Source organism: Kutzneria sp. CA-103260, assembly GCF_018263855.1.
In the GTDB taxonomy this organism is placed as follows: Bacteria; Actinomycetota; Actinomycetes; order Mycobacteriales; family Pseudonocardiaceae; genus Kutzneria.
Window position 1 is genome coordinate 5760645 of record NZ_CP073318.1, and the last position, 21610, is coordinate 5782254.

General features: G+C 70.0%; 21 protein-coding genes. 8 read left to right on the forward strand and 13 right to left on the reverse strand.

Annotation, left to right across the window (positions count from 1 at the left end; all coding sequences use genetic code 11):
- The first annotated feature begins 2 nt into the window (after positions 1–2).
- A complete protein-coding gene (locus tag JJ691_RS25135) occupies positions 3–890 on the forward strand; it encodes a catalase family peroxidase (RefSeq protein ID WP_211771159.1) in 888 nt (295 codons plus the stop codon).
- A gap of 47 nt (positions 891–937) precedes the next feature.
- The gene (locus JJ691_RS25140) at positions 938–2185 is read left to right on the forward strand and encodes a TetR/AcrR family transcriptional regulator (protein ID WP_211771160.1); all 1248 of its coding nucleotides are present in this window, start codon (positions 938–940) and stop codon (positions 2183–2185) included.
- A 23-nt stretch (positions 2186–2208) separates the two neighbouring features.
- Here JJ691_RS25140 and JJ691_RS25145 read toward each other — a convergent pair whose 3' ends face one another.
- The 8 genes from JJ691_RS25145 to JJ691_RS25180 form a co-directional block, all read right to left on the reverse strand.
- Positions 2209–3567, reverse strand: coding sequence for a phenylacetate--CoA ligase family protein (locus JJ691_RS25145; RefSeq protein WP_249228168.1), 1359 nt, complete (start codon positions 3565–3567; stop codon positions 2209–2211).
- A 120-nt stretch (positions 3568–3687) separates the two neighbouring features.
- Complete coding sequence (gene kstD, locus JJ691_RS25150) at positions 3688–5451, reverse strand: 3-oxosteroid 1-dehydrogenase (RefSeq protein WP_211771161.1); 1764 nt, start codon at positions 5449–5451, stop codon at positions 3688–3690.
- 151 nt (positions 5452–5602) lie between these two features.
- The gene (locus JJ691_RS25155; RefSeq protein WP_211771162.1) at positions 5603–6499 is read right to left on the reverse strand and encodes a TauD/TfdA dioxygenase family protein; all 897 of its coding nucleotides are present in this window, start codon (positions 6497–6499) and stop codon (positions 5603–5605) included.
- Entirely contained in the window at positions 6496–7314 is an 819-nt protein-coding gene (locus JJ691_RS25160) for an ABC transporter permease (protein ID WP_442912783.1), read from the reverse strand. The genes JJ691_RS25155 and JJ691_RS25160 overlap by 4 nt, the downstream gene beginning before the upstream one ends.
- Positions 7315–7325: 11 nt before the next feature.
- On the reverse strand, positions 7326–8099 hold the full coding sequence (locus JJ691_RS25165) for an ABC transporter ATP-binding protein (protein ID WP_211771164.1): 774 nt from the start codon (positions 8097–8099) through the stop codon (positions 7326–7328).
- Positions 8096–9073 carry an ABC transporter substrate-binding protein gene (locus tag JJ691_RS25170; RefSeq protein ID WP_211771165.1) on the reverse strand — a complete coding sequence of 326 codons (978 nt, stop codon included), beginning with the start codon at positions 9071–9073 and terminating at the stop codon, positions 8096–8098. Before JJ691_RS25170 ends, JJ691_RS25165 begins: the two co-directional genes overlap by 4 nt.
- Positions 9070–10386 (reverse strand): LLM class flavin-dependent oxidoreductase, encoded by a 1317-nt coding sequence (locus tag JJ691_RS25175; protein WP_211771166.1) that lies wholly within the window; start codon positions 10384–10386, stop codon positions 9070–9072. The genes JJ691_RS25170 and JJ691_RS25175 overlap by 4 nt, the downstream gene beginning before the upstream one ends.
- Before the next feature lie 58 nt (positions 10387–10444).
- The gene (locus JJ691_RS25180; protein WP_211771167.1) at positions 10445–11548 is read right to left on the reverse strand and encodes an ROK family transcriptional regulator; all 1104 of its coding nucleotides are present in this window, start codon (positions 11546–11548) and stop codon (positions 10445–10447) included.
- Between the two features lie 424 nt (positions 11549–11972).
- On the opposite strand from JJ691_RS25180, the gene JJ691_RS25185 reads away from it, so the two are divergent.
- The 3 genes from JJ691_RS25185 (at position 11973) to JJ691_RS25195 (ending at position 14691) form a co-directional block, all read left to right on the forward strand.
- Positions 11973–12674 carry a hemerythrin domain-containing protein gene (locus JJ691_RS25185; protein WP_211771168.1) on the forward strand — a complete coding sequence of 234 codons (702 nt, stop codon included), beginning with the start codon at positions 11973–11975 and terminating at the stop codon, positions 12672–12674.
- 76 nt (positions 12675–12750) lie between these two features.
- A complete protein-coding gene (locus JJ691_RS25190) occupies positions 12751–13341 on the forward strand; it encodes a TetR/AcrR family transcriptional regulator (protein WP_211771169.1) in 591 nt (196 codons plus the stop codon).
- A gap of 135 nt (positions 13342–13476) precedes the next feature.
- Complete coding sequence (locus tag JJ691_RS25195; protein WP_211771170.1) at positions 13477–14691, forward strand: cytochrome P450; 1215 nt, start codon at positions 13477–13479, stop codon at positions 14689–14691.
- Between the two features lie 132 nt (positions 14692–14823).
- Here the strand turns inward: JJ691_RS25195 and JJ691_RS25200 are convergent, their stop codons facing one another.
- The 4 genes from JJ691_RS25200 to JJ691_RS25215 all read right to left on the reverse strand — a co-directional run bounded on the left by JJ691_RS25200 (position 14824) and on the right by JJ691_RS25215 (position 18308).
- Positions 14824–16083: an IS701 family transposase gene (locus JJ691_RS25200; RefSeq protein WP_442912765.1), complete on the reverse strand. Its 1260-nt coding sequence runs from the start codon at positions 16081–16083 to the stop codon at positions 14824–14826.
- Positions 16084–16194: 111 nt separating this feature from the next.
- The gene (locus JJ691_RS25205) at positions 16195–17235 is read right to left on the reverse strand and encodes an LLM class flavin-dependent oxidoreductase (RefSeq protein ID WP_211771172.1); all 1041 of its coding nucleotides are present in this window, start codon (positions 17233–17235) and stop codon (positions 16195–16197) included.
- Positions 17235–17744, reverse strand: coding sequence for an SRPBCC family protein (locus tag JJ691_RS25210; protein WP_211771173.1), 510 nt, complete (start codon positions 17742–17744; stop codon positions 17235–17237). The genes JJ691_RS25205 and JJ691_RS25210 overlap by 1 nt, the downstream gene beginning before the upstream one ends.
- Positions 17745–17789: 45 nt before the next feature.
- The gene (locus tag JJ691_RS25215) at positions 17790–18308 is read right to left on the reverse strand and encodes a winged helix-turn-helix transcriptional regulator (RefSeq protein ID WP_211771174.1); all 519 of its coding nucleotides are present in this window, start codon (positions 18306–18308) and stop codon (positions 17790–17792) included.
- A 100-nt stretch (positions 18309–18408) separates the two neighbouring features.
- Here JJ691_RS25215 and JJ691_RS25220 point away from each other — a divergent pair, with 100 nt between their 5' ends.
- From JJ691_RS25220 to JJ691_RS25230, 3 genes are read left to right on the forward strand one after another with little or no spacing between them, the layout of a single operon-like run.
- The gene (locus JJ691_RS25220; RefSeq protein WP_211771175.1) at positions 18409–19050 is read left to right on the forward strand and encodes a helix-turn-helix transcriptional regulator; all 642 of its coding nucleotides are present in this window, start codon (positions 18409–18411) and stop codon (positions 19048–19050) included.
- Positions 19051–19070: 20 nt separating this feature from the next.
- The gene (locus JJ691_RS25225) at positions 19071–20120 is read left to right on the forward strand and encodes a cytochrome P450 (protein ID WP_211771176.1); all 1050 of its coding nucleotides are present in this window, start codon (positions 19071–19073) and stop codon (positions 20118–20120) included.
- 10 nt (positions 20121–20130) lie between these two features.
- Positions 20131–20751 (forward strand): L-threonylcarbamoyladenylate synthase, encoded by a 621-nt coding sequence (locus JJ691_RS25230; RefSeq protein WP_211771177.1) that lies wholly within the window; start codon positions 20131–20133, stop codon positions 20749–20751.
- Here the strand turns inward: JJ691_RS25230 and JJ691_RS25235 are convergent.
- The gene (locus tag JJ691_RS25235; RefSeq protein ID WP_211771178.1) at positions 20718–21602 is read right to left on the reverse strand and encodes a LysR family transcriptional regulator; all 885 of its coding nucleotides are present in this window, start codon (positions 21600–21602) and stop codon (positions 20718–20720) included. The two genes, JJ691_RS25230 and JJ691_RS25235, sit on opposite strands and share 34 nt — an antisense overlap.
- Positions 21603–21610: the final 8 nt, after the last annotated feature.

Here is a 21610-nt window from a genome sequence, read left to right on the forward strand (position 1 = left end):
CCGTGACCGTTGTCGACGCGATGGAGCGGATGTCGGGGCTGCACCCCGGTTTCCGCCGGGCGCATGCCCTCGGCCGCTGCTATGACGCCACTTTCACGCCTTCCGGCGCCGCCGCCGCGTACACTGCCGCCGCACACCTGCGGGGCGAGCCGACGCCGGCGATCGTCCGCTACTCCAACACCGCCGGCGATCCGGGCCAGCCCGACGCCGGGCCCGCGGTGCGGGGCATGGCTGTCAAGTTCCTGTCGCCCGAGACGGACCTGGTCGCGCTCAACGTGCCGGTGTTCATGGCCTCGACGCCGGCCAAGTTCCTGGACATGACCCGGGCGCTGACCGACAAGCCCAGCGGCAGCCAGCAGCGGGCCGACGCGGTCGTCGCGTTCATCACCGCGAACCCCGAGTCGGTGCACGCCTTCCAGGAGGCGGCCACCATCCCGGTGCCGGAAAGCTACGCCACCATCCGGTTCTGGGCCCAGCACGCGTTCGTCTGGGTGGGTCCGGACGGCACCCGCCGATTCGTCCGCTACCGCTGGGAACCCGACGCCGGCCTGCACCACCTGACCGCCGAGGATTCCGCCGATTGGGGGCCGGGGCACCTGCTGGACGAGCTGGCCGACCGGCTGCCGGTCTCGTTCACCCTCAAGGTGCAGTTCGCCGGCCCCGAGGACCCGACCGCCGATCCCACCCAGCCGTGGCCGGCCGACCGCCCGGAGATCGACGCCGGCCGGCTGGAGGTGGTGAAACCAGTGGCGGACCAGGAGTTCTGGGACCAGGCGGTGTTCGACCCGACCCGCTTGGCCGAAGGCATCGAGCTGTCGGACGATCCCGTGCTGGCGTACCGGAAGCAGGCGTACGCGGAGGGGCGCCGGCGTCGCGCCGCCGGTCACTAGCTGTCTTGTCCACTGTGGAGTGACCCGGCTGCGGTACGCTGGTCCCCATGCGCGAGACCCGCATCCTGGACGCGGCGGCCGAGGTGTTCGCGACGCAGGGCCTGTCGGCCACCCTCGCCGACGTCGCCAAGCACGCCGACGTCGGCGTGGCCACCGTGTACCGGTGGTTCGCCAGCAAGGACGACCTGGTGCGCGGGGTGTACGCGGCCCGGCTGGCCGAGGCCGAGGAGCTGGCCCGGGTGGCGGCGGCCGCCGCCGACCCGTGGACCGGGGTCGCCGCGTTCCTGGAGCGCATGGCCGTGGACATCGCCGCCGACAAGGGCTGGCACGAGCTGCTCACCGGCGCGTACAGCGAGATTCTGGGCTGTGCCCACACCGGCCTGGTGGATCTGGTCGAGGCGGCCGAGCGCCGCATCGGCGAGCACGTGGCCACGCTGGTGCGGCGGGCCAAGGAGAGTGGGCAGCTGCGGGCCGACTTCGAGCCCTCGGACCTGCTGCCGCTGGCCCTGTCGGTGCAGGCCGCGGGTGAGGCGCAGCAGCGGGCCGTCGGTTTTCTGTTGGACGGCCTGCGGGTCGCGCGAGACCGGCCGAGCGCGCTGCCGGCGCCCACCCAGCGGGACCGGGATTCGGTTGCCCTGGACCGGATGCGCCGGGCCGGCGCGCGGCCGCCGTTGCGGGGCCGACAATCCCCGTCGCAGCTGGACGTGATCGTGCGGACCGCGATGGAGCTGCTGGACGAGTCCGGCTTCGACGCCGTGACCCTGCGCGCGGTGGCCTCCCGGATCGGGGTGCGGCTGAACACCGTGTCCTGGCACGTGAAGACCAAGGCCCGGCTGCACGACCTGATGGCCGACTCGGTGCTGGCCGAGATCGACCTGGACGGCCTGCCCGGGGACTGGCGGGAGCGGGTCAGCGCGCTGGCCCACCGCTACCGGCGGGCGCTGCTGTCGCACCGGGACGGCGGCCGCCTGGTCGCCGGCACGTTCGGGGCCGAGCCGGCGACGCTGAGCACCGCGGAAACGCTGGTCGCGTCGCTGCTGGACGGCGAGCTGCCGGCCCCGGCCGCGGCGTGGACCTGCTGGACGATCATCTACTTCACGCTCGGCCTGGTGCAGGAGGAGCAGGGTTCCCCCGGCGAGCTGGCCGACCAGGTGACCCGGACCAGCCAGTTCCCGTCGTTGGCCCGGGTGTTGCCGCATCTGGTGGGCGCGGACTACGAGAGCCGGTTCCGGTTCGGGCTGGACCTGATCCTCACCTCGGCGGCGCAGTCGACGCACGTGACCGCGCACGCCTAGTCGGTCCGTTTCGGCTCGGGTGGTCAGCGCCCCATCCTGGTGTAGCGGTGCTTGACGCCCACCGGGAAGTACTCCGGATCGCCGGCCGGCCGCAGTGCCACCTCGGGCAGCTGCCGCTCGGCCGGCACGTAGTGGGCGAACTCGCTGTTCAGGCGGAGCAGCTGCGCCCGGATCGAGGCCGCCACCGCATGTGCGTCGCCGGTCTTGCCCGGCGCCAGCTCGACGGTGACCAGCAGCCGGCGATCCCGGTTCTCGTCCTCCACCGCTTCCAGCACGAACTTGCCCGTGACGAAGTCGCTGATGCCCGGCTGCTCCAGGCCCACCGTCACGTTCTCCGGGTACACGTTGGCGCCGAAGAACGACACCGTGAACAGCGACCGCCCGAACACGAAGACGAACGGCAGATCGTCGCCCGGGGCCGGCTCGAACCCGTTGCGACGGCAGAACTCCAGCATCTCGGCCGACCCGATCAGACCGCCCTCGTCGGCGATGTGGTAGCGCACCAACGGAATCCCGTTGTCCCCGCTGAACAGCAGCGTGCCCTCGTGGGTCTCGAAGTAGCGGCTGGCCGGGTCGTACTGGACCAGCGTCGGCAGCCGGGAGTCGCCGAACAGCTCGCGGGCCAGCTCCGGTCGGCCGGCCAGAAAACGACGGATGCTCACCGACCGCGCCGTCTCGTTGCCCAGCACGCCGGCGTCGGCCGTGCCGTACAGGGAGGCCACGTGCCGGATCGGATCCTTGATGCTCGCTCGCTGGGACACCAGGTCCCGCCACTCCTCGCTGAACACCTCGCCGGCCAGCACCAGCTTGATGTCGTGGCGGTCCCAGTGCCCGCCGGAGTCGATCACATCCTTGACGAACGGCGGATAGCCCAGCAGCACCGTCTGGTCGAAGTGCGGGGCCAGCTCCGGGATCACCCGCAGGATCTCCGCCTTGTTGTTGCCCGGGGCCACCGAGGTGATCCGGTAGCCCCGGGCCGCCAGGTGGCGGACGCAGGCCAGCGTGAACAAGCCGCCCACCCAGGTGCCCAGCGGGAAGCAGATCACCGCCAGCGTGCTCTTGCCGGCGGCGTCGAACCCGTCCCGGAAGACCTGCTCGAACCGCTGGGTGATGTGCTGCTCGTCGGTCACCGACCGGGGCCAGATCGTCGGCTCGCCGCTGGACCCCGAGGACACGGCGATCATGTCGCAGCCGTCCAGCCGGCCGTCCCGGCACAGCTCCGGCAGCGGATACCGCCGGTGGTAGGAGTCCTTGTCCAGCATCGGGAGACTGGCGAACTCCGTCACCGCCGCCGGATCGACACCCCGCTCGGCCAGGAACCGGCGATATGCCGGCACCGTCGCCGCCACGTCCCGGAACAGCTGCATCGGCTCGTTGTCCACTCCGCCGACCCTACCGGCCCTAGCGAGTCCCGCTCTCCGGCAACCATGATGCGAGTTCCGGAACTCGACATTCAGTTGCCCGAGAGCGGGACTCGCGGAGAACCTACGACTCGCGGGGGTTCAGGTTGCCGCTATGTCGTTGGCGGCCACGTAGCCGAACGTCATCGCCGGCCCGATGGTCGACCCCGCCCCCGCATAGCTGTGCCCCATCACCGCAGCACTGGCGTTGCCGGCCGCCCACAGCCCCTTGATCACCGTCCCGTCGCCCCGCAGCACCCGGGCCCGCTCATCCGTCACCATGCCGCCCTTCGTCCCCAGATCACCGGGCACGATCTTGAAGGCGTAGAACGGCGCTTCCCACAGCGGTGCCAGACACGAGTTCGGAATCACGCCTGGATCGGTGAAGTAGTGGTCGTACCCGCTCTTGCCCCGGGCGAAGTCGGCGTCGGCGCCGCTGAAGGCGAAGCCGTTGAACCGATCCACGGTGGCCCGCAGCGCGGCCGGCGGCAGCCCGGCCTTGGCCGCCAGGTCCTCGATGCTCCAGGCGTTGACCACCGCCCCCGACTGGTACCAGGCGTCCGGGAACGGCAGCGCCGGCAGCACATCCCGGAACAGGTACCGGTTCCGGTAGTTCTGGTCGGTGATCATCCAGGCCGGGATGTCCGGCGCGGCCGGGTTCTTGTTGTACATCACGTGCACGACGTCGCTGTACGGCGCGGCCTCGTTGACGAAGCGCGAACCGGCCTGGTTGACGATGAGGCTGCCGGGCAGGGTCCGCTCGGACAGGCAGAAATAGGGCTCGTCGGGCAGCGGGATCGCCGGCCCCCACCAGGAATCCTCCATCAGGTTCAGCGCCGCCCCGGCCCGGATGCCGGCCTGGATGCCGTCGCCGGTGTTCTCCTTGGCGCCGACGGTCCACGCCGTGCCGATCGGCTGCTGCTGGTACTGGTTGCGCATGGCGGCGTTGTGCTCGAACCCGCCGGAACCGACGACCACGCCCCGCCGGGCCCGTACCAGGCCGGGAATTCCGTTGCTGGTCACGACAACTCCGGTGACCCGGTCGCCTTCCACGTTCAGGTCGGTGAGCGGAGTGTTCAGCCACACCGGCACGTTCGCGCCCAGCAGACCGGCGCGCAGCCCGGCGGCCAGGGCCTGCCCCATGGTCAGTGGCTTCTGCCCGGCGGCGGTGGCCGACAGGTAGCGGCCGACGCAGCCGGCCGACACCGAGATGCCCTTCGCGTTGACGGTGGCCAGGTTCAGCCACTTGTACTCGGCGCTGAACACCACCAGCCCGGCCGGCACCGGCAGATAGGACGGGTTGAGGTTGGCCAGCTCCGCGCCGAGCAGGTTGCCGTCGAACATGTCCGGTTCGATCGAGCGGCCGTTCGGCATGCCGCCGGGCAGTTCCGGGTAGTAGTCGCTGTAGCCGTCCATCCAGCGGAACCGCAACGGGCTGTTGGCCATCACGAAGGCGATCATCTGCGGACCGTTGTCCAGGAAAGCCTTCTGCCGGGCCGGGGACGAGCCGTCGCCGACAACGGCGGCCAGGTACCGCGCGCCCTTGTCGTACGAGTCGGGCACACCCGCGGCCAGCACCACCGGGTTGTTGGGGATCCAGATGCCGGCGCCGGAGCGGGCCGCGGAGCCGCCGAAGGTCGGCGCCTTCTCCACGACCACACAGCTCAGGCCCCGCCGGGCCGCGGTGAGGGCGGCCGTCATGCCGGCCGCGCCGGCGCCGACGACCACCACGTCGTACTCGCCGAGCACGGGCAAAGCGCTTGCGCCGGCCGGAAACCGGCTCAGCAGGGTGGTGGCGACGGCGAGACCCGAGCCGCGCAGGACCTGGCGGCGCGAGAAGGTGTCGGGCATGAGGTTGGCCTCCATCGACGGTGATGGGACCTGGACATGATCCCCAATTTCCCGGGACCGTCGACCAACTCAACCCGCTTGGAGCATCCCGAGCGGAGCTCGCGCCGCCGAACGACGCAAGTCACCAGCGCCGTTCGGCGGCGATTGTCCCTGGCGGACAACGGTTTCAGACGCGAGTGTAGTGCCCGGCCTCGTCGCCTTCGAGCACGTAGCTGGTCGCGCCGTCGACACCGACCGGCACGTCGCCGGCCAGGGTGACGCGGTGCAGCAGCCGGGGCAGGTCGCCGTAGTCGTCCGGGGCGTAGTGCTGGGTGCTGCGGTTGTCGAAGAAGATCAGGTCGCCCGGCGACCAGCGCCAGCGGGCCACGTTCTCCGGGCGCGTCACGTACGACTGGAGCAGCCGGAGGATGTCGTGCGACTCGGTGGCGTTCAGCCCGACGACGCGTTGCGCGAAGCCGCCGATGAACAGCCCGCGCTCCCCCGACTCCGGGTGCACCCGCACCACCGGGTGGGCGGTGCGGTACTTGCGGGAGGTGAACACCTTGCGGCGCTCGGCGGCGTGCTCGTTGGCCGGCGGGTCGGCGTAGTCGTAGTCGTTGGTGTGCACCGCCCACAGCTTGTCGGCGAACTCCCGCAGCGGCGTCGGCAGGTCGTTGTACGCCGCGACCGCGTTGGCCACCAACGTGTTTCCGCCGTACGGAGGAACCACGAGCGCCCGCAGCGTACTGGCCTTCGGCGGCGTGCGCACGAAGGTGACGTCGGTGTGCCAGCGGTTGGCCCGGGTGCCCTCTTCTCCGTTCACCGCAAGCACATTCGGCTGGCCCTCGACCGACGGCACCGTCGGGTGCGCGCCGGTGAGCTCGCCGAACAGCGAGGCGAAGCGGGTCTGGCCGGCGTCGTCGAGGCGCTGCTCCCGGAAGAAGAGCACCTTGTGCTCGACCAGGGCGGCGTTGATCTCGGCGACGATCGCCGGCTCGACGCCGGCGGCGAGGTCGACGCCGACGATCTCGGCCCCGATCCGGCCGCCGACCCGGCGCACCTCGAATCCCGTTGTCGCGGTCATGGTTGTTCCCTTCGCCAGGACGTGAACTTGCGTTCCAGGGCAACAAGAATCTGGTTGAACCCCACCCCGATGACCGAGATGGTCACGATGCCCGCGTACATCTGCGGGATCGCGAAGTTGAACTGGGCCGAGTTGACCAGGTAGCCCAGGCCGGCCTTGGCCCCGACCATCTCGGCCGCCACCAGCACCAGGATGGACACCGCGCCGGCCAGCCGGATGCCGGTGAACACCGTCGGCGCGGCCGCCGGCAGGATCACCTTCTGGAACAGGCGGACCGGTGACAGGTCGAGCGACCGGGCCAGTTTCAGCAGGGTCGGGTCCACGGTGCGGACCGCACTGATCGTGTTCAGCAGGATCGGCCACACGCAGGCGTAGAGCACGATCGAGACCTTGGACGTCTCGCCGATGCCCAGCAGCAGCACGAAAACCGGCAGCAGCGCCAGGGCCGCGGTGTTACGGAACACTTCCAGCAGCGGGCCCAGCAGCTCGGCCACCGGTTTGTACCAGCCGATCAGCAACCCCAGCGGGACCGCGACCACCACCGCCAGCCCGAAGCCGGTCAGCGACCGGCCCAGACTGGCCACCGTGTTGTCCAGCAGTTGGCCGTCGGCGGCGAGCTGCCACCAGGCGACCGCGACCTCGGAGAACGGAGGCAGGAAGGTCGAGTCGACCAGCCCGAGCCGCGGGGCCGCTTCCCAGATCGCCAGCAGGCCGAGGATCGCCGCCGACCGGAAGGCGATCCGCCGCAGTCCGCCCAGCCACCGGGCCACCGGCAGCGGCTGGTGAACAGCCTTGGGCGCCAACCGCTCCGCCACTTCCAGACCGCTCATCGCGCCACCTCCAAGCGCTGGGTCCGGGCGACCTCGTCGTGCAGCAGCTCCCATATCTCGTGCCGGTGCCGCGCGAACTCCGGGCTGGAGCGCAGGTCCCGGACCTCTCGCCGGTTGCCGAGGTCGATCCGCACGGACCGCTTGATCCGGCCGGGACGCGAGGTCAGCACCGCGACCTGCTGTCCCAGGTAGACGGCCTCGTCGATGCTGTGGGTGATGAACACGATCGTCTTGCCGGTGCGTTCCCAGATCCGCAGCAGCTCGTCCTGCAGCGACTCCCGGGTCTGGGCGTCCAGGGCGGCGAACGGCTCGTCCATCAACAGCACCTCGGGGTCATAGGCCAGGCTGCGCGCGATGGCCACCCGCTGCCGCATGCCGCCGGACAGCTCGTGCGGATGCCGCTGCTCGAAGCCGGTGAGCCCGACCAGGTCCAGGAACTCCCGGGCCCGTCCGGCCCGCTCGCGCCGCGGCACCCCGGTCGCCTCCAGGCCGAACTCCACGTTGCCCAGCGCGGTCCGCCACGGCAGCAGGGCGTACTGCTGGAACACGATGCCCCGGTCCAGCCCCGGGCCGTCGATCGGCTTGCCGTGCAACAGAAGCCGCCCGCTGGTCGGCCGGGTCAGGCCGGCGAGCAGGTCCAGCAGCGTGGACTTGCCGCAGCCGCTGGGCCCGACCAGCACCACGAACTCGCCGGCCGCCACGTCCAGGTCGACCCCGGCCAGCGCGGTGAAGTCCCCGAAGTCCTTGGTCACGCCGCGCAGGGTGATCACGGGCCCACCCCGTTGAACTCGTTGGTGTACAACGCCGACACGTCGACCTTCCGGTTGGCCAGCTCTCCCCGCCCGGCCAGCCAGTCCAGCCACATCGACAGCTCGTGCTCGGACACCCGGCCGCCCTTCTCGGCCACGCCCCACGACTTCCAGTACTTCAGCGCGGACGTGTCCTCGTTGCGCTTGCGCTTCACCACGATCTGGGTCATCCGGTCCACCACCTGCGCGGCCGGCGTGGTGCGGCTCCATTCGATGGCCTTGCCGACACCGGTGACGAAGGCCCGCACGGTGTCGGGATTCTGGTGCAGGAACTTGTCGGTGAACACGTAGGTGCCGGCGGTGAACGGCCCGAGCAGCTCGTAGTCGGTGAACAGCTTGCGGATGCCGCCGGTCTGCAACGCCTTGTCCCGCAGGATGCCACCGAGCACGGCGACGTCGATCTGCCGCTGCCGCAGCGACTGCTCGGTGTTGATCGGCGGCACCACCAGCGGCTCGGCCTTCTTCGCGTCGACGCCGTTGCGCTGCAGGTAGATGTCCAGCATGGCTTCGCTGTGGGCGCCGAGCGTGTTCATGCCGACCTTCCTGGCGGCCAGGTCGGCGGCCGACCGGATCGGACTGTCCGCCAGCACGTAGAAACCGTTGTAGGCGTACTGGTCCGAGCCGTAGTAGCCGATCACGGCCTTGATCGGCGCGCCGGCCGCGGCCAGTTTGACCACGGCGCCGTTGAACGCGCCGCCGAAGTCGGTCTGCCCGGTGGCCGCGGACTGGATGTCCTGCGGGCCGCTGATCGTGTTGCCCACCCAGTCCAGCCGCACGTCGCCGAGGAAGCCGAGGTCGGCGGCGAGCTCCGGCAGCGTCACCGAGCCGGCGCTGCCCTGGTAGCGCAGCGTCTTGGTCGCGCTGCCGCTCGCGGTGCCGCAGGCCGTGCTGACGGCCGCCGCCCCGGCCAGCGCCAGAAATGTTCTCCGTCTCATGACGGAATCCGTTCGAAACGGCTCGCCGGCCGCCCGAGCCCGTAGTGGCCGCGCAATGTGTCCGCACTGTAACCTTTACGGAACAAACCACGCCGACGCAGTTCCGGAATGACCTGGTCGACGAATTCCTCCAGCCCGGACGGCAGCAGCGGCGGCATCACATTGAATCCGTCGGCGGCGCCGTGTTCGCACCAGTGCTGAATGTGGTCGGCGATCTGCGCGGGCGTGCCGGCGACCACCTGGTGGCCGCGGCCGCCGCCGAGCCGGCCGATGAGCTGCCGCAGCGTCAGCTGCTCCCGCTCGACCAGGTCGCGGACCAGCTCGAACCGGCTCTTGGCGCCGTTGATCCGGGCGACCGGCGGGAACGGCGGCAGCGGCTGGTCCAGCGGATGGTCGTCGAGATCGACCCCGATCAGCTCGGACAACTGCCGCACCGCGCGGACCGGCACGATCAGCCCGTCCAACTCGTCGGACAGCCGCCGCGCCTCGGCCTCGGTGGAACCGAGCACCGGCACGATGCCGGGCAGCACCTTGAGCTCGTCGGGCAGCCGTCCGTGCTGGGCCAGCCGTGACTTCAGGTCCTGGTAGAAGGCGCGGGCGTCGTCGAAGGTCTGCTGCGCGGTGAACACCGCCTCGGCGTGCCGGGCGGCGAAGGCCTTGCCGTCCTCAGAGGAGCCGGCCTGCACCAGCAGCGGCCGGCCCTGCGGGCTGCGCACCGCGTTCAGCGGGCCCCTGACCTGGTAGAACCGGCCGTGGTGATTGATCTCGTGCACCTTGTCCGGGTCGGCGAACACGCCGCTGTCCACGTCCACGACCAGCGCGTCGTCCTCCCAGCTGTCCCACAGCGCGGTGACCACGTCCAGGAACTCGTCGGCCCGCTCGTAGCGCTCGGCGTGCTCGGCGACGCCGTCCCGGTTGAAGTTCTGCGCGGCCCGGTCGCCGGCCGAGGTGACGATGTTCCAGCCGGCGCGGCCGCCGCTGATGTGGTCCAGCGAGGAGAACAGGCGGGCCAGGTTGTACGGCTCGGTGTAGCTGGTCGACGCCGTGGCGATTAGGCCGACGCGGCTGGTCACCGCGGCCATCGCGGTGAGCAGGGTGACCGGCTCGAACTTGCCGGCTGCGGTGTGCCGGACGTCGCCCCAGATCTGCACGCCGTCGGCCAGGAACACCGAGTCGAACGCGCCGTTCTCGGCGATTCTGGCCAGGTTCTGGAAATGTCGGACGTCGTTGACGAGTTCGGGATCGGTTCTCGGGTGTCGCCAGGCCGCTTCGTGGTGGCCAACGCCCATCAGAAATGCGTTGAGATGCAGCATGGAATTATGATGCGGACGCCGGCTCTGGGTGGTCTACATTGCGTCGGCTGAAAATAAGTCAGCCCACTGCGTGGGACAGCGGATCGGCGTAGAGCACGCCCAGCGCGACCGCGCCGCCGGCCACGGCCAGCACCGAGTCGCCGTCGAAGCTGCTGGGCAGCACGGTGTGCTCCGGCGCCGCGCACAGGTGGGAGCGCTCGGCGATCTCCGCCCGCAGTGCCCGCAGGCACTCCGGGAAGTGGATCACGCTCGCCTCGGTGACGACGAGGACCTCCGGATTGACCACGTCGTACAGCAGTGCCGCCGCCCGGCCGACGGTCCTCGCCCGCTCCAGGAACGGATCAGCGTTGCCGGACAGGAGTTTCCGCATCGACACACCGGCCGTGCGCCGGGCCCAGGCCTCGTCGGACACCGTCGCCTCGAAGCAGCCGGCATGTCCACGCCCGCATCGAATTCCCGGGTCGCCCACCGGCAGATGGGCCACGTCGCCCGCCGCCGAACGGGGGCCTCGGTGCGTCTGCCCGCCGGTGACGATCGCCGCGTCGACCACGTTGCCCACGAACAGATGCAGCACCGATTCACTCGCCCGGACCTCGCCGAACAGCTGCTCGGCCCGCACCAGCGCGCGGGCGTGGCTGTCCGCGTGCACCGGCAGGCCGGTGGCCGTGGCCAGGATCTCCCGCACCGGCACGTTCCGCCAGCCCAGCGACGCGTGCTCGACGACCACCCCGTTGTCGGTGTCCACCCAGCCCCCGGCCGCCACGCCGATCGCCAGCGGCCGCCGGTCGCCCAGAAACACCGGCAGCGCCTCGGCCACCGCGCGCAGGATCGTTCCCGGCGTCTGATCCTCGTGCGGGATCTCCTGCCGGGCAAGGACTTTGCCGCGCAGGTCGAGCAACGACAGCGTGCACTGGGTGTGCGCGATGTGCACCCCGCACACCGTGTGCCGGGCCGTGTCGATGTCCACCGGCACGTGTGGGCGGCCCATTCCGTTGCGGGACACCGGTCCCTCGGTCTCCACCACCAGGCCGCGGTCGGCCAGGCTGCCGCAGTGCCGGGACACGCCGGCCGGGCTCAGCCCGGTCAGCCGGGCGATCGTGCTGCGCGCCAACGGACCGTGCCGGAGCACGGCACGCAGCACGGTGGCGGGGGCGCCGGACATGCGCCGATGGTCACACCGCCCCCGCCCCCTGCCAACCCCATACCAAGCCGTGGGAACCCCCGCGAGTCCCGCTCTCGGGCAACTATCAGGACTTTGTTAGGTCGTCATGGTGATCGCTGATGACGTGTGGGGCATCGACCAGTCCACGTACTGCAGATCACGCCCTCGCAACTGCACCTGCACAGAACCGGGGCCATCTCGCCGGTGATCTTGTCGGCCGCCGCCGACAGAGCCCTCCAGCAACGCGAGCCGGATCACGGACTCCATGCCTGCGGTCAGCCGCTCGACGAACGCGGCCGGCTCCTCACCCTCGCTTCGGCGCAGGCAGGCAACTCGCGGCCCAGGGATTCCATGTCGAGCTGAACCGAGAGCTCACCGCCGTCACGCTGTTGTCAATCAACTGCTTGATGGATACTCTGGCCACATGACCGACACCTCCGTTCCGTCCGCTGGCAAACCGCTCTTCGCCGGTCCCAAGACCTGCGACGCGAGCGGCATGTTCGAGATTCACCGGATGCTCCGGCAGTCGTTTGACGAGGCCGTTGGCTTCGTCGACGGTGTCACACCTGGAGACAGCAAGCACGCCAAGGTCGTCGCCGACCAGCTGAACCTGATCTCCAACGCGCTGCACGCCCACCACGAGGGCGAGGACCAGCAACTCTGGGACAAGATCGGCCAGCGGGCGCCCGCCTGCTTCCTGCACGTGGAACGGATGAAGGTCCAGCACGCCGAGATGCTTGTCCACCTCGAAGCACTCGACCGGGCCGTTCCCGCCTGGCGAGACAGCGCAGGCAGTGCCGAGGCCGAGCCGGTAAGGGTGGCCCTCGCGGGCGTGTCCTCCGCCCTGGCCGCGCATTTCCCTGACGAGGAAGCCAACATCGTGCCTGCCATCGAACACCTCGTCACGCAGCCCGAGGTGGCGTGGTTCGAGAAACACGGCCGCAAGGCGACCCCGAAAGGGCAGGCGTGGAACATGGTCGGCGCCATCCTCTCCGCCCAGCCCGATGGCGGAAAGGCGTGGCTTAAGAAGCACATGCCCGGACCGTTCGGACTGGTGTGGCGGATCGTCGGCGCACCGCAGTACGCACGCTTCCGCGCGGCACTGGAGGGACGTGTTCGTCCATAGCGGACTGAACGGGCAGCCGAAGGCGCATTCCCAGGCGGTACACTGTCCGATCGGTGATCGAACGAGGGGGTTGCTCATGCCGGGCACCAGGCGCACGGCGGCCGAGGGGGAGCAACGCCGGACGCAGATCCTCGACGCCGCTGAACGCACGATCGCCAGGACCGGCTTCGAAGGGTTCCGCGTTCGCGACATCGCCGACCAGGTGGGCATCAACATCGCCACGCTCCACTACTACTTCCCCACGAAACAGGCGCTGATCGAGGCTATGGCCCAGCGCATAGTCCGCACTCTCAAACCGGTTCAGCCAAGCCTGCACGACGCACGACAAGCGCTGACCAACCACATCGGGCACATCCTCACGCGCTTCGCGGCCAACAGGGACCAGTTCGTCATCCTCAACGAGTTGAACGCACGGGCCGCCCGTGACGCGGAGCTCCACGGGGTCCTGCGGGCCTACGACGAGGACTGGGCCGACTATCTGCGCGACACCTTCGTGGCGGGCCGCGCCGCGGGCCAGTTCCGGGCGGATCTCGACCCGGAGGGAGCGACCGTGCTCGTCTTGGGCTTTCTCAAGGGCCTGGTGGCACAACTGGATCTCACGCCGCAACGATGCCGTCAGGCGGCCGATGAGATCATCCGTGCCGTGACAGCCCGCGACCACGAATGACCACAGGCCATCGCCCCGCAGCTGAGCACTGACCGCTGGACGGGTACGCCAGGCGACGTCTCGTCACCAAAGTCCATCAACTGCTTGATGGTTTCGTGCTGAGCAGCCGACTATCGCCATGAGAAACGGGTGACCATGACCACCACACCGGAACAACTCCCCTCCCACGACCCGTTTGGCGAGCCCGACCCTGCGGGGTTCCTGCTGAGGACCGGCGCGCAGACCCGACTGGCCTGGCTGCCGCCGTTCCAGTCGTGCCTGGTCAGCAAGTACGAGGACGTGTTGCCACTGCTCAAGGACCCCAGGCTGATCAACTCCACCATGATCTACCTGTTCGAGCAGCTGTCACCGGAAGACCAGCACAAGGTGCGGCACGTCCGCCGTTCCATCGACATGTGGATGGGCGGCAGCACCTTCGAGAACCACGCCCGGTTCCAGAAACAACTCAAGAGCTCCTTCAGCGTGTCCGCTGTGAACGCGCTGCGGCCACGGGTGCGTGAGCTGACCAACGAACTCCTCGACGCGGTGGTGGACAAGGGAAGCATGGACGTGCGGGCGGATCTGGCTCTCCCGCTGCCGGCCAATGTCATCGCCACGATGCTCGGCATTCCGGTCGCCGACCGGGAACTGCTGCGCAACTGGTCGCACAACGTCCTGCAGATCTTCCAGCAGGGCACCATGGAACGACTGCTCGCCGGGCAGGACGCCATCAGGGAGATGGAGGACTACCTCCGGCCGATCGTGGCCCAGCGGCGCACCGACCCACGCGACGACCTCGTCACCATGTTCACCGAGGACGAGCGGGAAGGCCGGATCACCGAGGACGAGATCGTCGCCAACTGCGTCATGCTGCTGTTCGCCGCCCATCAGACGACAGCGGCGGTGATCACGCACGGCCTGGCACTGCTCATGCAGCACCCCGAGCAGATGACGCTACTGCGGGCCGAACCGGACCGAATGCCCTCCGCGGTCGAGGAGATCGTGAGGTTCGACGGTCCGAACAAGGCGATCGCCAGGCATGCACTGGAACCGATCATCATCGGCGGCCACCACTTCCCGGCAGGCCAGGGCTTCCTGCTGTCACTTCAGTACGCCAACCGCGACCCCGACGTCTACACCGACCCCGACCGGTTCGACATCACCCGCGAGAGCGCCCACCGCCACCTCGGCTTCGGCATGGGCACGTACTACTGCCTGGGCGCGGCGCTCGCCAGGGCGCAGGTGGACGAGTGCCTGCGGATCGTGCTCGATCGCCTGCCGAACCTCCGACCGGCCGAGGACGAGGCTCCGGAAATGGCACCGGGGCGCCAGTTTGGCCACATCTACGACAAGCTGCCCGTGCGGTTCTAGTAGGGCTTTAGGTGTTGTGGACCTGGGCTGTTGTTGCGGATGTTCGGGTCTGGACGGCTTGTCGGCAGGTGTGGCAGACACCTGTCCAGACCGCGAGTAAGGCCTGGAGTTCGCGCAGGACCGCGTAGAGCGTCAGGCCTGCGCAGGGGCTTTGGGGGTGCGGCGGAGTTGGGTGCAGATCGCTTGGGCCACCGTGGCGAGGGTGACGTGGCGGTGCCAGCCGAGCCAGGACCGGCCCTCGAAGTGGTCCAGGCCGAGGCCGTCTTTGAGTTCGCGGTAGTCATGCTCGATGCGCCAGCGGATCTTGGCCAGCCGCACCAGATCCCTCAGCCGGATGTCGGTGGGCAGCGTCGAAAGCCAAGAGTCGGTGGGCTCAGGTTCACCGGGTGGCCACTCGGCCAGCAGCCAGCACTCGGGCAGGCTCCCATCGGTAGCCCGTGGGATGTTGCGGTTGGCCGGCCGTACTCGCAGCGCGATAAACCGAGATCGCATGCTCGCGGTCGGGTTGCCCGGTGACTTCTTGGAGCCGTGCCTCCACACCACGAACCGGCCCGCCGAGCGTCCGGCGGCTATCACCAGGGTCTTGAGGTCCCCGGGTTTGGCGGGGTAGCGCGGGCCGGGTGGGCGGCCGTTGCCGACCCAGGCCGCGGTGGCCGGCATCGCCTCGGCGGGATGGGCGGTCGCGGCCGGGCTTACGGCCAGCACGTAGGTCAGGCCGCGTTCGGTCAGGCCGAGCCGGAACTCGGTGGCGTCGCCGTAGCCGGCGTCAGCCACCACCGGCCGATCCGGCAGGCCCCACTGGCCGGTGACCTCGTCGAGCATGTCCAGCGCCAACCGCCACTTCTCCCGATGCCGCACCTCGTCGGGGATCGCACTACGCGCCCGGCGTACCCGGATCTGGGCCGCGGCCTGATCATCAGTGGCTTTCTGATCGTCCCAGGATTCCGGCACGAACAGCCGCCAGTCGATCGCGGCCGAGGCGCAGTCGGTCACCGCGTGCACGCTGACCCCGATCTGGCAGTTCCCGGTCTTGCCCAGCGCGCCGCAGTACATTCGCGCCACGCCGGGGGAATCCTTGCCGTCCTTGGGAAAACCGGTGTCATCTATCACCAGTGCGTCCGGGTCGACGAACTCGCCAGCCCACCCGGCCAGGCGCCGCCGCACCTCGACGTGATCCCATGTCGAGGTGCTCACGAACTGCTGCAACTGCTGGTGATCGACCCCGAGCCGCTGCGCCATCGGCTGCATCGACTTGCGCTTGCCATCCAGCATCAGCCCACGCAGATACAGCTCACCCTTCGCCCGCTGATCACGCCGCGCGAACCCACCGAACATCCGCGCCGCGAAATCCTCGATCACCGGCCGAACCTGAGCCATCTCCTCCGGAGTCACCCTGCAAGAAGGGCACATGCGGAGGTCCACCCGCACCCCGCACCTAACAAAGCACTACCATGTGTCGAGTTCCGAACTCGACATTCAGTTGCCTGAGAACGGGACTCGCCGTCAGTTCAGGTCGCGCACGATGTCCATGGCGCGGGCGAGGTTGGTCAGCTTGGCGTCGAGGGTGTCGCCGGCCGGGTACATACGCACCAGATCCACGCCGGCGTCCCGCCACACCTTCAGGCGCTCCCGCACCATCGGCTCGGTGCCGATCAGCGTGGTGGCCAGCACCATGTCGTCGGTGACGAGCGCGGCGGCGCCGTCGCGGTCGCCGGCCTGCCAGCGCTCCCGCACCTCGGCGGCGACCTCGGCCCAACCCTGCCGGCTGTAGGCGTTGTTGTAGAAGTTGGTGCTGGCCGAACCCATGCCGCCCAGGCTGAAGGCCAGCTCCTTCTTGCGGCCGGCGACCATGGCCCGCAGGGCGTCCTCGTCTTCGGCGAACGAGACCTCGGCGCCCTGGCAGACGTCCAGGTCCCGGCGGGTGCGGCCGGAGCGGGCCAGCCCGGCGTCGAGGTGCGTGAAGTAGGCGGCCGAGCCCTCCGGCACGAAGCTGGTGCCGAGCCAGCCGTCGGCGATCTCGCCGGTCAGCTCCAGCATCTTCGGCGACAGCGTGGCCAGGTAGATCGGGATGTCCGGGTTCGGCGGCATGGACAGCCGCATCGGGCGGATGCCCTCACCGGTCGTCGGTACGGTGAAGTGCCTGCCGCTGAAGGATATCTTCTCGCCGGCGAAGGCGGACCGGATGATCCGCACGGTCTCCCGCATCCGGCTGAGCGGCCGTTCGAACGGCACGCCGTGCAGGCCCTCGATCACCTGCGGCCCGGACGCGCCGAGGCCGAGCGCGAACCGGCCGTCGGACAGCTGGGCCAGGGTGAGCGCGGCCTGCGCGATGGCGACCGGGGTGCGCGTGCCGAGCTGGATGATGCCGGAGCCGAGCCGGATCCGGTCCGTGCGGGCGGCCAGGAAACCCAGCACCGACGGCGCGTCGGAGCCCCAGGCCTCGGCCACCCAGCAGGTGTCCATGCCGAGCTTTTCCGCCTCCAGCACCAGATCCAGCGTCGCGGACCAGTCGGCCGACGCCTCGATCGTCGTCGCGGTGCGCATCAGGCCTGCTCCACCCGCTGCTTGATCTGCGCGAGGGTGCCCCTGATGGCGTTCTCGAACTCCCGGAGGCGGACGAAGACGATCTTCTGCTCCTTGTCCGGCATCCGGTCGATGGCCAGCGACAGGCCGGATCGCGCCGGCCCCATCTGCATCCACTGGGTGAGCTCGGTGCCGCCGTCGCGGGGCTGGAGCGTGAACCGCCACAGCGCTGTCGGGTTCTCCGGGTCCTGCACCGCCCAGCCGAACACCCGCGGCGGCTCGAACTCGACGATCTGCGACTGGGTCGACCACGCTCCCAGCGCCTCGTGACTGCTCGCGCCGACGAAGCGCACCCCCAGGGCGGGGCCGGTCGCCCCGTCACACCAGGTGACCGACTGGAGTTCGTCGCTCATCTCCGGCATGAGTCCGACGTCGGAGACCACCGCCCACACGCGCTCGGGTGGCCCGTCGATCCAGGTCTGCACCTGCACCGTCGGCTTGTCGGCGTACCTGGCCCCGGTCCACTCCATGCCGGCATAGTCTCTTAGATAGACTCAGCATGTCAATGGGGGTATTCAGGGAGCGGGATCGGCTTCCTGACCCGCGAACCGCGCCACCACGTCCGGCCGGGCAGCCAGCTTCGGCGGGTAGCCGGGACCCATCCGGTGCCGCACGTCCTCGACCCGCAGCGGCTCCTTGCAGTGCGCGCAGACCACCTCGGCCCGGGTGTCGTGGTCGCAGGCGTCGTGATGCAGCGTGATCGGCGGGCCGGCGTCGTCGGACAGCCAGCGGTCACCCCACGTCATCATCGCGGCCAGCACCGGCCAGAAGTCCCGGCCCTTCTCGGTCAGCACGTAGTCGTGGCGCACCGGGTCGGTCTGGTACGGCACCTTGGCCAGCAGACCCTCGTCGACCAGCCGGCGCAGGCGGTCGACGAGGGTGTTGCGGGCGATGCCCAGCGCCTGCTGGAACTCGTCGAAGCGGCGGATGCCGTAGAACGACTCACGCAGCACCAGCGGCGTCCACCAGTCGCCCAGCAGGTCCATGGTGCGGGCGACCGAGCACGGCCAGTGCGCGAACGAGGTCCTTCTCATACCCGTCGATGCTAGTCCGTCCAGCAATGAGACCCAGCAGCTGAACGCCGGTCTCAAAACTGGCTCGTCCGGCGGATCCGATGCTTCTACCCTGACGTTCGTGCCGGTGGACGCTCTGGTCGAGGGGTCTTGGATCGATTCCGCCGAGTTGCCACTGCCCTACCCGGCGGTCGACCTGCTGGTGTTCGCCGACGGTGCGATGTGGCTGGCCGGGCCGGAGGTGACCGTCCGGTCCGGGCCGCTGCCGCCCGGCGGGCTGGTCGGCCTGCGGCTGTGGCCGGGGGCGAGCCTGTCGCTCGGCGTCGCCGCTGACGAGGTTCCGTTGGAGGGCATGCCGTTCGGCCGGGTCGAGCCGGGGTCCCCGCGTGACCGGCTGTCCTCAGCGCTGGCGGCGCTGGACCGGGTCTCCTTGCGTGACAACGACTTCGCTGTGCAGCGGGTCGTGCGGATGCTGCACGACGAGCCTGCCGCCCGCGTGGGCGATCTGGCGGCGGCGGTCGGCCTGTCGGAACGCCAGCTGCGGCGGCGGTTCTCCAACGCCGTCGGCTTGCGCCCCAAGGCGTACGGGCGCGTGGTGCGGCTGCACGCGGCGTTGCGGATGGCCGGATCCGCGTCCTGGGCGGACATCGCGCACCGCTGCGGCTTCTACGACCAACCGCACATGATCGCCGAGTTCCGCGCCGCGACCGGCCTGGCCCCGGCGGCGCTGCACGGCCGTTTTCTCCAATCCCGCGCCGGCTAGGGAAAGCCAGGCTTTCCGGCATGTTCGTCACCAGCCACGCCCTCGTCGACGAGGTGCTCACCACGCACGACGTGTTCTCGTCGGACGAGATCCGCCACAGCGCGAGCGACGTCCCGCACCGCGACAATCCCGTGCTGCACAGCATGTCCGCGATGGATCCGCCACGACACCACGAGCTGCGGCGCATGGTCAGCCAGGCCTTCACGCCACGGACCGTGGACTCCCTGACCCCGGCCATCGAGGCGTGCGCCGCCCGACTGCTCGACCGCCTGACGCCCTCGTCCGACTTCATCGAAGAGTTCGCCTATCCGCTGCCGATCGAGACCCTGGCCGCATTGCTGGGCGTGTCGAGTGCGGGCAAGGCCGCCTTCATACGCTGGACCGACGCCATCACCTCGTTCTTCGGCCAGCCCGAGGCCCGGCCGGCCTTCACCGCGGCCGTCGCCGAACTCCGTGACTACCTGGCCACCGTGCCGGCATCCGACGGCATCGTCGCCACCTTGCGCGAGAGCGGCCTGACCACCGACGAAATCGTCAACCTGGCTTCACTGCTGCTGATCAACGGCCACGAGACGACCAAGACGCTGCTGGTCAACGCCGTGCTGTGCCTGGCCGAGCATCCGTCGCAGCTGGCCGCCTTGCGAGCCGAACCCGATCTCGTGCCGTCGGCGATCGAGGAAGTGCTGCGGTTCAGGCCGCCCGCCGGCGGTACTGACCGGTTCAGCACACGGGCCGGCATGCTCGGCGGCCAGCCCTTCGCCGCCGGGCAGCGGATCATCGTCGCGATCTCCGCCGCCAACCGCGACCCCGCCGTCTTCCCCGCGCCGGACACGTTCGACGTGCGCCGATCGCCCAACCCCCACCTGTCGTTCGGGCACGGCATCCACTTCTGCCTCGGCGCGCACCTGGCCCGCCGCCAGGCCGCCGTCGCGCTGCGGGCCATGCTCGCCCGGCTGCGCGGTCCCTGGTCGGTCGAAGGCCTTGTCACACAGGACAGTCCGGTCGGGACGGACGTGCTCGCGCTGCGTCTGGCGTGGTCCGCTGAGCGGGAGTCGCCCCGGCCCACCTAGGATCATGGCCATGGCCCGGTACTTCGATGTGCACCCGGCGAACCCGCAGCGGCGTTCCATCGGGCAGGTGATCGACATCCTGCGCGAGGACGGGCTGATCGCCTATCCCACCGACTCCTGCTTCGCCCTGGGCTGCCAGCTCGGCAACCGCGACGGCCTGGATCGGATCCGCTCCATCCGGCACCTCGACGACCGGCACCACTTCACCCTGGTGTGCCGGGACTTCGCCCAGCTCGGACAGCTGGTGATCGTGGACAACGCGGTGTTCCGGGCGATCAAGGCCAGCACCCCCGGCAGCTACACGTTCATCCTGCCGGCGACCAAGGAGGTGCCCCGGCGCCTCATGCACCCCAAGAAGAAGACCGTCGGCGTGCGCATCCCCGACCACGTCGTGGCCCAGAGCCTGCTCGCCGAGCTCGGCGAGCCGCTGGTCTCCAGCACCCTTCTGCTGCCCGACCAGGAGGAGCCGATGACCCAGGGCTGGGAGATCAAGGAACGCCTCGACCACGTCGTGGACGCCGTCATCGACTCCGGCGAGTGCGGCACCGAGCCGACCACCGTGATCGACTTCTCCGACGGCACGCCCGAGATCGTCCGCTACGGCGCCGGCGACCCGACCCGCTTCGAGTAGACCTCGCGCAGTCCCTCCCGGACCGCGACCAGGCCGGGCCGTCGCTGCGTGCCTTCCCGTGCGCACGTGTAGATCCGGCGGTGGCCGAGTTCGGGGCCGGGCGGCGGGCCGTCGGGCCAGAGCAGGTCGGGCAGGATGGCGACGGCGTGGCCGGTCTCGACGAGGCGGATGTGCGTGACGATGTCGGTGGAGTGGAAGGCGACGTCGGGTTCGAAACCCTGCTTCCGGCACAGGGCCCGGGCCCAGCGGCCGCTCTCGGTGTCGGCCGGCTCCAGGATCCAGCGCTGGTCGGCGAGCTGAGCCAGCCGGCTGGGCAGGCCGGGCGGCACGGCCAGGCGCATCCGGTCGATGCCGAGTTCGACCCGGTCGAGACCGGCCGGCCGGGGCAGCGGATGGCCGGCGTACTCCTCGGCCAGCACGAGGTCGCAGCCGCCGGCGGTGAGCACGGACAGCGCGTGGTCGGGCTCGTGTTGGACGGCGTCAAGGCGCAGCCCGGGTGCGCGGCGCGCAAGCAGATCCAGCAGTGGTGGCATCAGCGTGAGCATCGCGGTCTGGAAGGCGGCGACCCGGACGACGCCGCCGGGGGCGGTCAGCGAGGCCTCGATCTCGGCTTCGGCCTGCTCCAAGCGGTTGAGCACGGCCTCGGCGTGGCCGACCAGGATCAGCGCCTGTGGGGTGAGCCGCACGCCGCGGCCGACGCGTTCGAGCAGCGGGGCACCGGCCTCCTTCTCCAGCAGCGCCAGCTGCTGCGACACGGCTGAGCTGCTGTAGCCGAGCGCGCTGGCGACGGCGGCGAGCGTGCCGCGGTTGTGCAGCTCCTTGAGCAGCCGCAGCCGGTGCAGGTCGAACACCGGCCAAT

Bases quoted from the DNA above. Each gene is read 5' to 3' on its own strand.
- JJ691_RS25215 (WP_211771174.1), bottom strand. From the start codon at position 18,308: ATGAGAAGGACCTCGTTCGCGCACTGGCCGTGCTCGGTCGCCCGCACC.
- JJ691_RS25155 (WP_211771162.1), bottom strand. From the start codon at position 6,499: ATGACCGCGACAACGGGATTCGAGGTGCGCCGGGTCGGCGGCCGGATC.
- JJ691_RS25190 (WP_211771169.1), top strand. From the start codon at position 12,751: ATGCCGGGCACCAGGCGCACGGCGGCCGAGGGGGAGCAACGCCGGACG.
- JJ691_RS25170 (WP_211771165.1), bottom strand. From the start codon at position 9,073: ATGAGACGGAGAACATTTCTGGCGCTGGCCGGGGCGGCGGCCGTCAGC.
- JJ691_RS25205 (WP_211771172.1), bottom strand. From the start codon at position 17,235: ATGCGCACCGCGACGACGATCGAGGCGTCGGCCGACTGGTCCGCGACG.
- JJ691_RS25210 (WP_211771173.1), bottom strand. From the start codon at position 17,744: ATGGAGTGGACCGGGGCCAGGTACGCCGACAAGCCGACGGTGCAGGTG.
- JJ691_RS25230 (WP_211771177.1), top strand. From the start codon at position 20,131: ATGGCCCGGTACTTCGATGTGCACCCGGCGAACCCGCAGCGGCGTTCC.
- JJ691_RS25225 (WP_211771176.1), top strand. From the start codon at position 19,071: ATGTTCGTCACCAGCCACGCCCTCGTCGACGAGGTGCTCACCACGCAC.
- kstD (WP_211771161.1), bottom strand. From the start codon at position 5,451: ATGGAGGCCAACCTCATGCCCGACACCTTCTCGCGCCGCCAGGTCCTG.
- JJ691_RS25175 (WP_211771166.1), bottom strand. From the start codon at position 10,386: ATGCTGCATCTCAACGCATTTCTGATGGGCGTTGGCCACCACGAAGCG.
- JJ691_RS25140 (WP_211771160.1), top strand. From the start codon at position 938: ATGCGCGAGACCCGCATCCTGGACGCGGCGGCCGAGGTGTTCGCGACG.
- JJ691_RS25185 (WP_211771168.1), top strand. From the start codon at position 11,973: ATGACCGACACCTCCGTTCCGTCCGCTGGCAAACCGCTCTTCGCCGGT.
- JJ691_RS25195 (WP_211771170.1), top strand. From the start codon at position 13,477: ATGACCACCACACCGGAACAACTCCCCTCCCACGACCCGTTTGGCGAG.
- JJ691_RS25180 (WP_211771167.1), bottom strand. From the start codon at position 11,548: ATGTCCGGCGCCCCCGCCACCGTGCTGCGTGCCGTGCTCCGGCACGGT.